The following is a 14,814-nucleotide window of genomic DNA, read 5'->3' as shown; positions in this document are numbered from 1 at the left end:
CTGCCACCGGCCCGGCGAGCGGCTGGCCGCGCTGGTGCCGGCCCAGGTGCGGGCCGCGCTGGGGGCCCACCCCGAGGGCGACGTGCTGGTGTTTCTGCCCGGCGTGGCCGATTTACAGCGCGTCGCCCGGGCCTTGGATTCGTTGCCCGACGAAATTGACCTGCACCTGCTGCACGGCGAACTGCCGCTCGACGTGCAGGACGCCGCCCTGCGCCCGGCGCGGGCCGGCCGGCGCAAGGTCATCCTGGCCACCAGCATCGCCGAAACCAGCCTCACCATCGAGGGCGTGCGCGTTGTCGTGGACGGCGGCTTTGCTCGGGTGCCGCGCTTCGTGCCGCGCACCGGCTTCACTACCCTCGAAACCCGTGCCCGTAGCCCGCGCCGCCGCCGACCAGCGCCGCGGCCGCGCCGGCCGCCTGGCCCCCGGCACCTGCTACCGCCTCTGGACGGAGGCCGAGCACCACCAACTGCCCGCCCACCGGGCCCCCGAAATCCAGGCCGCCGACCTCAGCGCCCTGGCCCTGGAGCTGGCCCTGTGGGGCACCGCCAACCCAACCGATTTGCGCTGGCTCGACGCGCCTCCCGCAGCGGCCTACGCCCAGGCCCAGGAGCTTTTATTGCGTTTAGGCGCGGTGGAAATTACCGATGAAGTGAAAAGAGAGTTAAAAGTTAAAAGTGAAGAGTTAAAATTGCAAGCGACTGGAAGTAGCTCTTTTAACTCTTCACTTTTAACTTTTAACTCCCTAAAGCCCACCGCCCACGGCCGCCAGCTGGTGCGGCTGGGGCTACCGCCGCGGCTGGGGCACCTCGTGGTGCGCGGCCAGGAACTGGGCCAGGGCCCCGCCGCTACCGCCCTAGCGGCCCTGCTGGCCGAACGCGACCTGCTGCGCTGGGCCACACCCCAACGATCCCGCGCCCGCTGCCCGCCCGACCTGCGCCCTGCGCCTCGAAGCGCTGGCCAGCGGCCGGTCCCCGCTGCCGGCCTGGCCCTGCACCCGGCCACCTTGCAGCGCGTGCGCGACGTGGCCCGCCACCTGCAAAGCCGCCAGGGCCCCAAAGGGCATTCACCCATTCAGTCATTCACTAATTCGCCCATCGGCCTGCTCACGGCCCTCGCCTACCCCGACCGCGTGGCCCAGCGCGAAACCGACGGCCGCTTGCGCCTCGCCACCGGCCAGCGCGTGGAGCTGCGCACGGAGGACGTGGACCCGCAGGCCGAGTTTTTCGCTGTGGCCCACCTGGCGGGCACCGCCGCCGCGCCCCGCGCCACCCTGGCCGCCCCCGTGAGCCGCGAGGAACTGGAAACCGCTTTCGCCGGGCAGATTACGACCACCGACGAGGTGCGCTACGACCCCGCCACGCAGCGCGTAACCGGCCGCCGGGTGCGCCGCCTGGGGGCCCTGCGCCTGGCCGAAACCGTCATCGGCCAGCCCGATGCGGCGCTGGTAGCGGGGGCCCTGGTAGCCTATTTGCAGGAAGCCGGCCTAGCTAAGCTGAACTGGACGCCCGGGGCCCGGCAGGTGCAGCAGCGGCTAGAGTTCTTGCGGCACCACTTCCCCAGCCCCACCGCCGATGATACCCAAGCCCCAACAACTGACAACGAGCAGCTAACAACCAATAACCAAGCCCAAGCACCACCCACCTGGCCTGCCTCCGACGAGGCCACGCTGCTGCGCGAGCTGCCGCAGTGGCTGGGGCCCCACCTGGCCGGCCTCAAAAGCCTCGACCAAGTGCAGCGCCTCGACCTGACGGAGCCGCTGCTGGCGCGCCTGCCCGGCGGCTGGGCCCAGCGCCAGGCCCTCGACCGCCTCGCCCCCGCCGCCCTGGAAGTGCCCAGCGGCTCGCACGTCACCCTCGATTATGCCGATGCCGCCGCGCCCGTGCTGGCCGTGAAGTTGCAGGAGCTGTTCGGCCTCACCGAGACGCCCACCGTGGCCGGCGGCCGGGTGCCGTTGCTGCTGCATTTGCTCTCGCCCGGCGGCCGTCCGGCGCAGGTCACGCGCGATTTGCGCAGCTTTTGGGAGAAGGGCTACTTCGAGGTGCGCAAAGACTTGAAAGGCCGCTACCCGCGCCACCCCTGGCCCGACAAGCCCATGGAGCACATTCCCACCAAGTTGACCAAGAGGCGGTTGGATAATCTATAGCGTGGACTCTGCGAGTCCGCGCGTTGAACAGTCGCTGCCCAATCTGTAGCGCGGACTTTGTAGTCCGTGCTGCTCTGCATGGTCGCTGCACGATGGTCGGTAGGACGAAGCGAAAGCCGCGGACTACAAAGTCCGCGCTACAAACCGGGCAACACGCGGAATCGCAGAGTCCACGCTACGAGCTTGTTAGCGCATATCGTCGTCCCCGATAAATTCGCTGTCGGGGCCCCCGGTGCGGGGGGCGTAGTGGCGGTGCAGCCAGCGCGAGAGGCCCCCGAGGCCGGGCAGCAGCACCCGCTCGGTGATGTTGGCCTGGTCGAGCTTGTCGCGCACTTCCCACTTGAGGGCGGCGGGAATGATGATGCGAAAGTACAATTCGGGATGGTGGGCCAGCCACTCGTGCAGCACGCTCTGGCCGGCGCTCATCAACGAAAACAGCGCGTACTGGTGTACGATGCGTGCATCGAGGCTGGGCGGCTCCAGAAACAGCACGAACGGCTCGGCTTGCAGGCTTTCAAGGTTGCGCAGACTATCCGTGACGGGGGCCAGCAGCTCGGAGGTGAAGACGTTGGAGCCTTCGTGGCGCAGGGCATCGCGCAGCGAATCGGGCAGGTGCTCGGCGGCTTTCACGTAGTTCAGGGCCCAGATAATCCCATCCTGGTGGTAGGCTTGAAGGTCGTCGGTGGCGAAGTGCAGGGCCACGTAGGGCGAGTACGTCCAGTCGAGCAGGCGGGTGGGCAGGCCGTGGTGCTGGGCCAGGGCCAGCCAGTCCCACACCGAAGCCGTGGCAGCGGGCGAGGCCGCCGTGTCGCGGGCGTACTTGCGGAAGTTGCGCAGCAAGTGGTGCTCCAGCTCGAAGTAGTTGCCGCCCAGCCGCTGCAAGCTGGTGGTGAGCAGGTAGTTTTTGGAGCGCTGCCCGCGGTACACAAACGGCGAGCGGAACCGCCCGATGCGCCCGTCCCAGGTGTCCTGAAACAGCAGCTCCTGCAAGTGGGCCCAGGAAGCGGCCACGTAGTCGTTGGCGGAGTAGGGCATGGCCCGAAGGTACGGCGGGACCCGGGGCTAAGAGGCCCGGGCTGCCAGCTTTTTCGCCGGTTGCCCGGTAATCGCCAGGGCCCCCAGGGCGGCCCGAATGCTCCAATACTTAGCCGGGAGCCACCCGCGCGGTTCAACGATTAGCGGGCAGCTGGCAAAAAAGCCGGCAGCCTGCCCGTGTTATCCTTCATAAAAAAGGGGCCCCCAGCAAAACGCCGGGGGCCCCTTCTCTAAAGCAAATAATCCTACTTTTCGGCCGGAAAGTCAGCGCCTTCGCCCACGCTGGCGTACTGCTCCACCTCGGCGCTCAGCTCCTTGATTTTGGCGCGGGCACCCTTCACAGCGGCGGCGCCCAGGGGCAGGTGTAGGGGCGGGTTTTCTTGGTTCACCACGTCGTACATGGCCTGGGCGGCGCGCACCGGGTCGCCGGGCTGGTTGCCGCTGTAGCCCTGGATGTCGCCCATGTTCTTGCCGGCCGTGGCGTCGTAGTCGGCGTTTTTGGGCTTCGTGAACGTAGCCGATTCGCCGGCCCATTTCGTGCGAAAACCGCTGGGCTCAATGTTGGTGACGTGGATGCCCAGGGGCCCCACTTCTTTGGAAAGCGCTTCGCCGATGCCTTCGAGCGCAAACTTGGAGCCGTTGTAGATGCCCACGCCCGGGAAGGCACGCAGCCCGCCGATGCTGGTAATGTTCAAAATGTGGCCGCTCTTGCGCTCGCGCAGGTGGGGCAGCACGGCCCGCAGCACCCGCAGGGCCCCGAACACGTTCACGTCGAACTGCCGCTGCACTTCGTCCTCGTCGATTTCCTCGATGGGGCCCAGCGAGCCGTAGCCGGCGTTGTTCACCACCACGTCGAGGTGGCCCAGGGCGTCGATAGCCTCCTGGATGGCACCGGGCACGCGGGCGGCATCGGTCACGTCGAGCACCACGCCGCGGCCGTTAGCGCCGGCTTTCTGGGTGAATTCGTCGGCTTGGTTTTGGTGGCGGAAGGTGGCGGCCACTTTGTCGCCTTTGGCGAGCAGCAGCTCGGCCAGAGCTTCGCCAAAGCCGGACGAAGCGCCGGTAATAAACCAGTTTTTAGGGGAATTGGGCATGAGTCGTTTTTGCAAGTGGTGGAAATACCAGGTGCATAAGACGGCGCGCGGGTCCTATTTGTTTTGTCGCGCCGCCGCCGGGGGCCCACCGAGGCCCGACCAAAACCATTGAATCGGTATTATTTTATTTTATTGATATTCAGTGAAATAACAACCTTGAAAGCCGCGTTGTGCAACGCACTTTGGGGCCCCAGGCTCTACCTTTCCCAGCCCCTTCCCTACCACTGCTTCCTTTCTTCTCATGCGGCTTCGCACTACCCTTCTGCCCGGCCTGCTGGCCGGGGCCCTGCCCCTGGCCGGCTTTGCCCAAACCGGGGCCCCGGCCGCATTTAAGCCCCAGCTTTTTGTGGGATTGGGTGCGGCCGTGGGCTCACCCCAGTCGCCAACCGCATTTGCCGAAAACATCCTTGCTCCCGCCCTCACGGCGGGCGTGCAGTTGCGGCCCCGGCTGGCGGTACAAGCCAGCGCACAGTATTTTCAGCGCAAGGATTCCTACTTCCAACCGGGCCTTTTCTACTTCAACGGCGGGCTGCACGAGGGCATCAGTTCCAGCACCGACCAGCAGCGCATTGTAGCGGTACCCGTGCTGGTGCGCTACGCCCTCACGCGCCGCCCCGAGCAGCGCCTCCAGGTTGACGTGCTGGGCGGCTTCACCCTGGCGCGGTCTACCTACCGGAGCAAATCCACCACGGTCGATAGCCTCCAAAACGTGGTCTACAACAGCGATAATAATTACGTCAACAACAATTTTTACCTGGACTTAGGCGCTGGCTTGCGCTACCGTTTGGGCAATCACCTGGCCTTAACGGGCGATTTAGTATTCAACTTTCTCGTGAACCAGCACCCGTACAATTCCACCTCCTCCACTGCCGCGCTGGGCCTGCGCTACCGTTTCGGCGGCAGCTAGGGCCCCAATTCTACCAATACATTTCCACCTTTCCTTCGTTTCCCATGCGGCTTTGCACCACCCTTTTGACCGGCCTGCTGGCCGGGGCCCTGCCCCTGGCGGGCTCGGCCCAAACCACCGAAACGACGCCGCTGCCCCGGTATTACGTGGGATTGGGGATTTACCAATTCCCGGCCAGCGGCACCTATGCCCCCGTGGTACCCACGTTTGGCTTGCAATTCCGGCCGCGGTGGGCAGTGCAGGCCAGCGTGGCTTTTAAGCCGCAGGGTTACGATTATAATGATTCGTACGCTTTTTACGACTACTCCAGCGCAGGCCCGAACAGTGGGCAATACCACGACGTGAATTATTCTAGCACCGTCCGCATCCGGAGCCTGGCGGTGCCCGTGCTGGTGCGCTACACCCTCACGCGGCAGCAGCAGCACCGTTTCCAGGCCGATTTATTAGGCGGCCTTACGTGGCTGCACCGGTCCTATCATTCAGAGCAGCGCACCATAGATCAAACCTTGGGCACCGACGAAACCGATAGCTATAGCTACACCAATAACAACCTGTACCTTACACTAGGCCCCAGCCTACGCTGCCGCATCTGGAAAGGCCTGGAGGCCACTGGCGAACTCACGTACCAATTCAAGGTATTTAGTCCCAGTGGCTTCTACGGGAGCAACTTCACCGGCAACGTGGCGGCTGGCCTGCGCTACCGTTTTGGCAATTGAATAATCTTCGCCGTTAGGGCCCCCGCGCCGCGCCCTACCGGCGGGGCGTTTCTTTTTCCGGGGCGTTCCAACTTCCCGCTGTAACTTTGCCCTGCAATAGGTTTTCCCTCAAAATCCTTTTGCATATGGCCGACCCCGCCGCCCTCGCCAACAAGATTGCCTTCGAGGCCCTCACCTACGACGATGTACTGCTGCTGCCAGCTTACTCCGAGGTACTGCCCCGCGACTGCGACCCCGGCACCCAGCTCACCGCCCGCATCCGTTTGCAAATTCCGCTGGTTTCGGCGGCGATGGATACCGTGACGGAGGCCGACATGGCCATCGCCCTGGCCCAGGAAGGCGGCCTTGGCATCATCCACAAAAACATGAGCATCGGCAAGCAGGCCGAGCAAGTGCGGCGCGTCAAGCGCAGCGAGTCGGCCCTGATCCAGGACCCGTTCACGCTGCTGCCCACCGCCACCCTCGCCGACGCCAAGCACCTGATGCGCCACAACAACATCGGCGGCATTCCGGTGATTGACGGCGAGCGCCGCCTCCAGGGCATCCTTACCAGCCGCGACCTGCGCTTTGAGCGCGACCTGACCCTGCCCGTGACCACCGTGATGGTGCCCCTCGACCGCCTCGTAACGGCCCCCGCCGGCATCGACCAGGCGGCGGCCGAGGAGCTGCTCCAGGACAGCAAAGTGGACAAGCTGCCCCTGGTGGACACCGAAGGCCGCCTGGCCGGCCTGATGACCTACAAGGACATTCGCAAGCGCCGCCGCTCGCCCCAAGCCAGCAAAGACGGCCAGGGCCGCCTGCGCGTGGGGGCCGCCGTGGGCGTGACGCCCGACCTGCTCCAGCGTGTGGCCGCCCTGGTGGAAGCCGGTGTAGACCTGGTGAGCCTCGACACGGCCCACGGCCACTCCAAAGGCGTGCTCGACGCCGTGCGCGTCATTAAGGCCCAGTACCCCGACCTCGACGTGATGGCCGGCAACGTGGCCACCGCCGCCGGGGCCCGCGCCCTGGCCGACGCTGGCGCCGACTGCGTGAAGGTGGGCGTGGGCCCCGGCTCCATCTGCACCACCCGCATCATCGCTGGCATTGGCGTGCCGCAGCTGTCGGCGGTGTTGGAAGCAGCCCGTGGGCTGGAAGGCACCGGCATCCCGCTGGTGGCCGACGGCGGCATCAAGTTTTCGGGCGACATCGTGAAGGCCCTAGCCGGGGGCGCCGCCGCCGTGATGGTGGGCTCGCTGCTGGCCGGCACCGAGGAATCGCCCGGGCAGCTCATCATTTACGAAGGCCGCAAGTATAAAAACTACCGCGGCATGGGTTCGGTGGAGGCCATGGAGGAGGGCAGCAAAGACCGCTACTTCCAGAGCGCCGAGGACGACGTGAAGAAACTGGTGCCCGAGGGCATCGTGGGCCGCGTGCCCTTCAAAGGTGCCGTGAGCGAGATTATCTACCAGCTCGCCGGCGGCCTGCGCGCCGGCATGGGCTACGTGGGGCCCCGACCTGCCCGCCCTGCAAGCCGCCCAGTTCGTGCGCATCACCGGCGCCGGCCTGCGCGAGAGCCACCCCCACGACGTGCAAATCACCCGCGAGGCCCCCAACTACAGCAGCCGCTAAGGAGAGGAAGCCGCACTGCCTAAGTTCAGAATTCTGGGTAGTAGGATTCAGCCGTTATTGGTACCTTGCCGGGCGGTTGGGCCCCCAGGGGCCAGTGGGCGGGCTCGCCATTCTATTTCCTGCTTTCTCTAGTGCGCCAACGCTTACCTTTTTATTCGCTTGTCCTGGCCGGCATCAGTTGGGGGCTGCTGCTGCTTGGGGCCCTGGGCCGCGTGCAGGCGCTGCCGCAGCTGGCTGGCTGGCCCCGTTGGGGCATCATCCTGGCGCAGGCCAGCTTTGTATTCTTTATTTTCCTCAACCAGCGGGCCCAGCCCAACCCGTTGCAGGGCTACCACTTCGTGGGCCTGCTGCGGCAGCTGGTGCGGGGCCCCGGGCTGCTGGCGGGCTTTGCCCTGGGCCTGGGGCTGATTGAGCGCGCCTTTTCGGCGAGTGGGGCCCCGGTGGGTGGGCCCGCCCTGCTGGCGGTGGTGTACACCGTCAACCTGGGCCTGTTCGTGGCCTTCCTGGCCCGCACCAACTACGCCTGGCGGTCCCTGATTTTGTTCAAATCACCGTTGCGCCTGCAACGCGAATGGGTGTTTTTTGAAGTACTGCTGGGCAGTATGCTCATGCTCCAGCTGCTAAACTGGCACCCACCGGCCATCGTCAACACGGTAGTGTTCACGTCGTTGGCTTTGTTTGGGGCTTACTTGGGCACTAACCAGAAGTGGGTGGCCTACCTCACCCGGCCGCAGAAGTGGCAGGCTGTTATCTACGAAGTGCTGCTGCTGCTGGGCTTGCTTGTGTTCGTGCAGTATTTCCGGGCTACGCAGTTCGACCCCCTGCTGCTGGCCCCGGAGCCCCAGGGAGCTTTTTTGGTGCTGACGGCCTTTTTTGCGGCGTTTTACTCGGCCATGGGCCTGCTGGTTACCTTCTTCAACCTGCCCACGGCCCAGGTGCAGGAGCAGCGCCGCACCGAAATCCTCAACATCCAGCGCCTCACCCAAATCATTCAGCGCGGACAGTCGCAGGTCGAGATTTACCAAACCCTGCTGGCCACGACTGCGGACACGGTGCAGGCCGATATTGCCTGGCTCGACGTGCCCGCCGATGGGCCCGCCGCCGCCACGGAGTACTACTTTAACGTGGACAAAGAGGCAACCTCGCACTTGCGCTCCCTGATTGCGTACGCTGGCCTCGGCGACGAGAGCTTTGTTGACAACAACCTCGCCGCCAAGGTTGAGTTGGCCCAGGTGGGAGCCCGCTACCGGTCGCTGGCCGTGCTGCCACTGCACAGCGTGCAGCACCGCTACGGCACGCTCTACGTGCTCAAGCACATCCCCTACGGCTTCGACCCCGAAGACGTAAGCGTGCTCCGCAGCTTTGCCGACCAAACCGTGCTCAGCCTCGAAAACCTCACGCTGGCCACCATTGCCCTGCACAACCAACGGACGCAGGAAGAACTGAAAATTGCGTCGGAAGTACAGGACAGCTTAATTCCGAAGAAGTTGCCGACCGACGACTGGTTTGAAATCAGCACCCACTCGCTGGCGGCGAAGGAAGTGGGTGGCGATTTTTACGACTTTTTGCTGCTACCGGGCCGGCGGCTGGCCGTGCTCATCGGCGACGTGAGCGGCAAGGGCATCACGGCGGCCTTCCACATGGCCCAGATGAAGGGCATTTTCCACGCCCTGATGCAGGGCAACCCGCTGGCCAAAAACGAGCGCGACCGGTTTCCGTTGCCCAGCCGCTTCATGATGCAGGCCAACACCGCCCTGGCCCACTGCCTCGAGCGCTCGTCGTTCATCACCTCTTCGCTCTACATCATTGATTACGAGCAGGGAGGCTTCATGTTTGCCCGCGCTGGCCATTGCCACACGCTGTACTACCACGCCCTGCGCGAGGAGGTGTTTTACTTCCAGTCCACGGGCCTGGGGCTGGGCATCATCCGCAACGACAGCTACGAGAAGCACATCAACAACCAGTTTTATGACTACGGGCCCGGCGACGTGATGGTGATTTACACCGACGGCATTGTGGAAGCCCGCGGCGCCGGCCAGGAAGAATACGGCGAAGACCGTCTCCAGCAGCGCCTGGAGGAATGCTACTACCAGGACGCCGACGCCATCAAACGGTTTATCCTGAACGACTTGAACGGCTTCACCACCGGCCAGCCCATTCACGACGACCAGACGCTACTGGTTATTAAGTTCAAGGCCATCCAACCCGAACCGACGGCCTAACGTATCGGCCACATTATGAAAGTAACCGCTCAACCCTCCGCCGACGCCCTGCTCCTCCTCCTTGATGGCGAACTGGACGCCAGCTCGGCCGTGCTGCTCGACACCGAATTCAACAAGCCCGACCTGCTCGACTACCGCAAGGTGCTCGTCGACTGCGCCAAGCTCAGCTACATCTCGTCGGCTGGCCTGGGCGTCTTCATTTCGCACCTGCAGCGTCTGCAAGACAACAACGTGAAGCTGGTATTCTTCAACATGCAGGAGAAAGTGTTTAACGTTTTCGAAATCCTGGGCCTCGATTCGCTGATGACCATCGTGCCCACCCAGGCCGAGGCTTTGGCCGCTTAGCACCGCTTTGGTTTGGGGCCCTGCCGGGGCCCCAAACCAAAGCGGTGCTTAACAACGTTAATAACACGCTATCGATAGCAAATAGAAGATTTCCGATGAAGGACGTGCTCCGCATTGAATGCTCGCGCCGCAACCTGCAACAGGTGCGCGACTTTGTGCGGGGTTTTCTCAGCCGCCGCGCGGTGCCCGAGTTATTAATTAACCAAGTAGTGCTGGCCGTGGACGAGGTGGTGGCCAACTTCATCATCCACGCCAATGGCGAGGACGAGCGCCAGTTCATCGACCTAGAGATAGTGGTGAGTGGCCGCCTGCTGAGCATTGAGATTGCTGATCAGGGCGACACCATTTTCATACCCAAGACCCACGTTTCCCCCGACCTGCCCGAATACATTAGGCAGGGCCGCAAAGGCGGCATGGGCATGGCCCTGGTGAACCGGCTGATGGACCGGGTGGAGTTTTTTACCCGCGACCACCACACCGTCTGCCACCTCAGCAAGGAGCTGGTGTGAGGGCCCCGGGGCCCGGCGCGGGCCCCGCATCGGGTGGAAATTAGTTAATTTCGCCATTGTTCGGGCTGAGCCCAGCCGGCGTTGGGCCGGCGGCCGGGTCCGGCGGGTTTCTTTTCCCTTTTCCATGCACATACGCTTTTTGCACGTCGGCGCGGCCGCTGTGCTGTTTTTGGCGGGCTGCCAGGCCACCAAGCCTCAGGCCACCGGGCTTTCGCAACCCACGGCCACCGGGCCGGCCGTTGAAACCCTGGGCCCCGTGGCGGTGCCGGCCAGCGAGTTTGCCTACGTGTACCGCAAAAACAACGGCACGGCCGCCGACTACGGCACCCGCGCCAGCGTGGCCGAATACCTGGAGTTGTACACCAACTTCCGCCTGAAGGTGCTGGAAGCCGAGCGCCGCGGCCTCGACACCACGCAGGCCTTCAAGCGCGAGCTGGACGGCTACCGCCAGCAGCTGGCCCAGCCCTACCTCACGGAGAAGAGCGTGACCGACCAGCTCGTGCAGGAGGCCTACGACCGCATGGGCCAGGAGGTGAGCGCCGCCCACATCCTCATTCGGGTGGCACCCGACGCGGCCCCGGCCGATACGCTGGCGGCGTACCAGAAGGTAATGGCCCTGCGCCAGCAAGTGGCGGGCGGCGCCGACTTTGGGGCCCTGGCCAAGCAGCAGAGCGAAGACCCTTCGGCCAAGGAAAACGGCGGCAGCCTGGGTTACTTCACAGCCTTGCAGATGGTGTACCCGTTCGAGACGGCCGCCTACAAAACGCCCGTGGGGCAGGTATCGCCGCCCATTCGCACGCGCTTCGGCTACCACCTCATCAAGGTGAACGACCGGCGGGCGGCGCAGGGCGAAATCAAGGTGGCCCACCTGATGGTGCGCGTGAACGCCCACGCCCCGGCCGCGGATTCGCTCACGGCCAAGAAGAAAATCGACGAGCTGTACGCCCGCCTGCGCAAGGGCGAGGGCTGGGACAAGCTGGTGGCTCAGTTTTCGGAAGACGCGGGCTCGGCCGCCAACGGCGGCGAGCTGCCGCCCTTCGGCACCGGCCGCATGATTCCGTCGTTCGAGGCTACCGCCTTCCGGCTGCAAAAGCCCGGCGAAATTGCCCCGCCCGTGCAAACGCCCTACGGCTGGCACATCATCAAGCTGCTGGAGCGGCAGCCGGTGCCAGCGTTTGCCACCATGGAAACGACGCTGAAAAACAAGGTGGCCAAGGATTCGCGCTCCGAACTGAACCGGGCTGCCTTCCTCAAGCGCATCCGGCAGGAAGACCAGTTCCTGGAAATTCCGGCGGTTAAAGCCCAGGTGCTAGCCCGGGCCGATTCCTCGCTGGTAGCCGGCCGCTTTAAGTACGCCGCCCCGGCCGCAGCAGCCGATGCGAAAAAGAAAAAGCCGGGCGCGGCCGATAATTCGGTGCTGTTCACCATCAAGCAGCAGCCCTACTACGCGAAGGACTTCTTGCAGTACGTGGCCCAGAACCAGCGCCCGCGCCCAGGGGCCCAACCGGCTTTCGTGATGGAGCAGCTCTACGACCAGTACGTGGACCAGCGCCTGACTGACTTCGAGAAAAACGCGCTCGACACCAAGTACGAGGACTACCGAATGCTGGCCAAGGAATACCGCGACGGCATTCTGCTGTTCCAGCTGATGGACGAGAAGGTGTGGAGCAAGGCCATTGAGGACTCGGTGGGCCTGAAGAAGTTCTTCGCCGCCAACCAGGACAAGTACCAGTGGGGGCCCCGGACGCAGGCCACCGTGGTGAGCGCCGCCACCCCTGCCCTGCGCAAGGAAGCCATGGCGTACTTCCGGATCATTCCTCCACCCGTAACGCGGCAGACCTCGAAGGGCACCGTTACCACCGGCGTGGCAGAAATTGAGCTACCAACCAACAGGGGCATTCCCGCTACTGTGCGTTTTCAGGCCCGCACAACCACTTTGCTGCCGGCCAGCACTACTGCGCTGGATGCGTTGGCAAAACGCATGGCGGACGATACCACGCTGAGCGTATCGGTGACCGAATATACAAAAACAAATGCGGCCCTCGCATTGGCGCGCCAGCGGACTGATGCGGTTAAGGCCTATTTGGTAAGCAAAGGGGCCAAGCCTGGTAAGCTTTTGTTTACCAGTGCCGTCCTTGGTGGCAATGAATCGAAGCTACCCGCTTCGGTTGATGCCGTGTACCTGAGAGGGTACACCAAAGACCCAGCCGCCATCGAGCAGCACTTCAACACCAAGAACCCGCTGGCAGTACAAATCCAGCAGAAGGCGTTCCAGAAGGGCGACAGCAAGGCCGCCGACCAGTTCCTGACCAGCGCGCCCGGCTCCTACACCACCCAGCTCGACGGCCGCTACTACGCCGTGATGGTGGCCAAGCAGCTGCCCGCGGGCCCCAAGGCCCTGGCCGATGCCCGTGGCCAGGCCACCAGCGACTACCAGAATTTCCTGGAAAAAGAATGGATTGCCCAGCTCCGCCAGCAGTACCCGGTGCAGGTAAACCAGCCCGAAGTGGACAAGCTCATTACTAAGTAACGATTTGCTAATCAGTAATTTTTAGCATCAACCAATCATTCCTAAGGGCCCCGGCCCGCTGGCCGGGGCTTTTTGCTGGCCGGTGGGTTGCAACCAACGTGGGGCCCCAGGGCTCCTTTTATTGCCGCGAGCGGTTTTGTGGTGAAATTTACGGGCCGCTTTGAGCGTTGCGCGGGCGTGGCAACGCGGGCGGCGGTAACTTTACGGCCCGGTTCCAACCGTTATCCTGAAATAGTTAAGTGATTATGCACAATCCATTGAATCGGCTGGTGGCCGCGGCGCTGTGCGCTTTGGCATTGGTGCTGGGCGGGGCCCCGGCGGCACAGGCCCAGCTGGGCGTGAGCCGGCCCAAGGGCCAGGACCTGATTGACGGCATCATCGTGAAAGTAGACAACCAGATTGTGCTGCGCTCGACGTCGAAAACATCTATGCCCAGGAAACGGCCCGCGCCGAGGGCAAGGCCTTGCCGCCCGACCTGCGCTGCAAGATTTTGCAAAGCCTGGTGCTCAACAAGCTGATGCTGGCCCGCGCCGACGTAGACTCCGTGACCGTGACCGACGCCGCCGTTGACGGCGAGCTGAGCCGCCGCATGGCCTACTTCGTGCAGCAGGTGGGCTCGGAGAAAAAACTGGAGGAACTGTACAACAAGTCGGTAAAGGCGCTGAAGGACGACCTGCGGCCCCAGGTGAAGGAGCAGCTGGTGCAGCAGAAAATGCAGGAAACCATCACCGGCAAAATAGCCGTGACGCCCCGCGAAGTGAACCAGTACTTCACCCGCATCCCGAAAGACAGCCTGCCCTACTACTCTACCGAGGTGGAAGTGGGCCAGATTGTGGTACCTGCCCAGGTGAACGACGCCGCCAAGCAGGCCGCCATCGCCAAGCTGAACGACCTGCGGGCCCAGGTGCTAGCCGGCGCCAGCTTCGAGGAGCTGGCCAAAAAGTATTCGGAAGACCCGGGCTCGGCCACCCAGGGGGGCCTGCTGGGCTTCTTCAAGCGCGGCGAGCTGGTGCCCGAGTACGAGGCCGCCTCGCGCAAGCTGGAGCCCGGGCAAATGTCGCCGGTGGTGCAGTCGCAGTTCGGCTTTCACCTCATCCAATTCATTGAGCGCAAGGGCGACAGCTACTCCACGCGCCACATCTTGCTGAAGCCCGCCACGGGTGTTTCCGACGCCAGCGCCTCGGCCACGAAGCTGGCCCGCCTGCGCACCCAGATTCTGTCAGACAGCATCAGCTTCGCCAAAGCGGCTAAGGACAACTCCAGCGACAAGGCCTCCAGCACCAACGGCGGCTTGCTGGCCAATCGCCAGGACGGCGGCTCGCGCCTGCCCCTCGACAAGCTCGACCCGGCCATCTTCTTCACCATCGACACCATGAAGGTGGGCCACATCACCCCGCCCCTGCCCTACCGCACCGACGACGGCAAGGACGCCATGCGCATCCTGTACCTGAAATCGAACACGCCCCCGCACCAGGCCAACCTCGACGACGACTACCAGAAAATTGCCGCCGCCGCCCTCAACGAGAAGAAAAGCAAGGCCCTGGACGAGTGGTTCGCCAAGAACCGCGGCACCGTGTACCTCGAAGTAGTGCCCGAGTACGCGCAGTGCAAAGTGCTCGACGTGGAGCTTTAGCTTTTTAATTGAGCTGTTAGCTTTTCGCAGGGGCCCCAGGTCACGTATCTTATTCAATGGCCTACGCGTTG

12 protein-coding genes and 1 pseudogene are annotated in these 14,814 nt (G+C 63.9%); 11 read left to right on the top strand and 2 right to left on the bottom strand.

Features of this window, described 5'->3' with window-relative positions:
- Together BEN49_RS29770 and BEN49_RS30645 are read left to right on the top strand one after the other, a co-directional pair.
- Positions 1 to 649 (top strand): helicase-related protein (locus BEN49_RS29770; RefSeq protein ID WP_262490220.1); only part of this gene is annotated, 649 nt, incomplete at its 5' end.
- The gene (locus tag BEN49_RS30645; protein ID WP_317040476.1) at positions 633 to 2,144 is read left to right on the top strand and encodes an ATP-dependent helicase C-terminal domain-containing protein; all 1,512 of its coding nucleotides are present in this window, start codon (positions 633 to 635) and stop codon (positions 2,142 to 2,144) included. The genes BEN49_RS29770 and BEN49_RS30645, both read left to right, overlap by 17 nt.
- Before the next feature lie 186 nt (positions 2,145 to 2,330).
- Here the strand turns inward: BEN49_RS30645 and BEN49_RS18595 are convergent, their stop codons facing one another.
- Together BEN49_RS18595 and BEN49_RS18590 are read right to left on the bottom strand one after the other, a co-directional pair.
- Positions 2,331 to 3,179, bottom strand: a complete 849-nt coding sequence (locus BEN49_RS18595; RefSeq protein WP_070745941.1) for an FRG domain-containing protein — start codon at positions 3,177 to 3,179, stop codon at positions 2,331 to 2,333.
- Between the two features lie 245 nt (positions 3,180 to 3,424).
- Positions 3,425 to 4,273, bottom strand: coding sequence for an oxidoreductase (locus BEN49_RS18590; protein ID WP_070745940.1), 849 nt, complete (start codon positions 4,271 to 4,273; stop codon positions 3,425 to 3,427).
- A 241-nt stretch (positions 4,274 to 4,514) separates the two neighbouring features.
- Here BEN49_RS18590 and BEN49_RS18585 point away from each other — a divergent pair, with 241 nt between their 5' ends.
- The 9 genes and pseudogenes from BEN49_RS18585 to BEN49_RS18550 all read left to right on the top strand — a co-directional run bounded on the left by BEN49_RS18585 (position 4,515) and on the right by BEN49_RS18550 (position 14,743).
- A complete protein-coding gene (locus tag BEN49_RS18585) occupies positions 4,515 to 5,180 on the top strand; it encodes an outer membrane beta-barrel protein (RefSeq protein ID WP_070745939.1) in 666 nt (221 codons plus the stop codon).
- Positions 5,181 to 5,224: 44 nt separating this feature from the next.
- Entirely contained in the window at positions 5,225 to 5,896 is a 672-nt protein-coding gene (locus BEN49_RS18580) for an outer membrane beta-barrel protein (RefSeq protein ID WP_083326234.1), read from the top strand.
- Positions 5,897 to 6,021: 125 nt separating this feature from the next.
- Positions 6,022 to 7,504 (top strand): annotated as a pseudogene (gene guaB, locus BEN49_RS18575) (IMP dehydrogenase).
- Positions 7,505 to 7,635: 131 nt separating this feature from the next.
- Positions 7,636 to 9,726 carry a PP2C family protein-serine/threonine phosphatase gene (locus tag BEN49_RS18570; RefSeq protein ID WP_070745937.1) on the top strand — a complete coding sequence of 697 codons (2,091 nt, stop codon included), beginning with the start codon at positions 7,636 to 7,638 and terminating at the stop codon, positions 9,724 to 9,726.
- Positions 9,727 to 9,741: 15 nt separating this feature from the next.
- Positions 9,742 to 10,071 (top strand): STAS domain-containing protein, encoded by a 330-nt coding sequence (locus BEN49_RS18565; protein ID WP_083326233.1) that lies wholly within the window; start codon positions 9,742 to 9,744, stop codon positions 10,069 to 10,071.
- 95 nt (positions 10,072 to 10,166) lie between these two features.
- Entirely contained in the window at positions 10,167 to 10,580 is a 414-nt protein-coding gene (locus tag BEN49_RS18560) for an ATP-binding protein (RefSeq protein ID WP_070745935.1), read from the top strand.
- Positions 10,581 to 10,704: 124 nt separating this feature from the next.
- Complete coding sequence (locus BEN49_RS18555) at positions 10,705 to 13,110, top strand: peptidylprolyl isomerase (protein WP_070745934.1); 2,406 nt, start codon at positions 10,705 to 10,707, stop codon at positions 13,108 to 13,110.
- 245 nt (positions 13,111 to 13,355) lie between these two features.
- Positions 13,356 to 13,628 carry a hypothetical protein gene (locus BEN49_RS27160; protein ID WP_125917021.1) on the top strand — a complete coding sequence of 91 codons (273 nt, stop codon included), beginning with the start codon at positions 13,356 to 13,358 and terminating at the stop codon, positions 13,626 to 13,628.
- A complete protein-coding gene (locus BEN49_RS18550) occupies positions 13,574 to 14,743 on the top strand; it encodes a peptidylprolyl isomerase (protein WP_158023006.1) in 1,170 nt (389 codons plus the stop codon). Before BEN49_RS27160 ends, BEN49_RS18550 begins: the two co-directional genes overlap by 55 nt.
- Positions 14,744 to 14,814: the final 71 nt, after the last annotated feature.

This window comes from Hymenobacter coccineus (genome assembly GCF_001816125.1).
GTDB classification, from domain to species: domain Bacteria; phylum Bacteroidota; class Bacteroidia; order Cytophagales; family Hymenobacteraceae; genus Hymenobacter; species Hymenobacter coccineus.
The sequence above is the reverse complement of the archived record's forward strand: the minus strand, read 5'-3'. Positions and strand labels throughout refer to the sequence as shown.

Coding starts and splice junctions, on each gene's coding strand:
- BEN49_RS18595 (WP_070745941.1), bottom strand. CDS start 3,179: ATGCCCTACTCCGCCAACGACTACGTGGCCGCTTCCTGGGCCCACTTG.
- BEN49_RS18590 (WP_070745940.1), bottom strand. CDS start 4,273: ATGCCCAATTCCCCTAAAAACTGGTTTATTACCGGCGCTTCGTCCGGC.
- BEN49_RS18585 (WP_070745939.1), top strand. CDS start 4,515: ATGCGGCTTCGCACTACCCTTCTGCCCGGCCTGCTGGCCGGGGCCCTG.
- BEN49_RS18580 (WP_083326234.1), top strand. CDS start 5,225: ATGCGGCTTTGCACCACCCTTTTGACCGGCCTGCTGGCCGGGGCCCTG.
- BEN49_RS18565 (WP_083326233.1), top strand. CDS start 9,742: ATGAAAGTAACCGCTCAACCCTCCGCCGACGCCCTGCTCCTCCTCCTT.
- BEN49_RS18560 (WP_070745935.1), top strand. CDS start 10,167: ATGAAGGACGTGCTCCGCATTGAATGCTCGCGCCGCAACCTGCAACAG.
- BEN49_RS18555 (WP_070745934.1), top strand. CDS start 10,705: ATGCACATACGCTTTTTGCACGTCGGCGCGGCCGCTGTGCTGTTTTTG.
- BEN49_RS27160 (WP_125917021.1), top strand. CDS start 13,356: ATGCACAATCCATTGAATCGGCTGGTGGCCGCGGCGCTGTGCGCTTTG.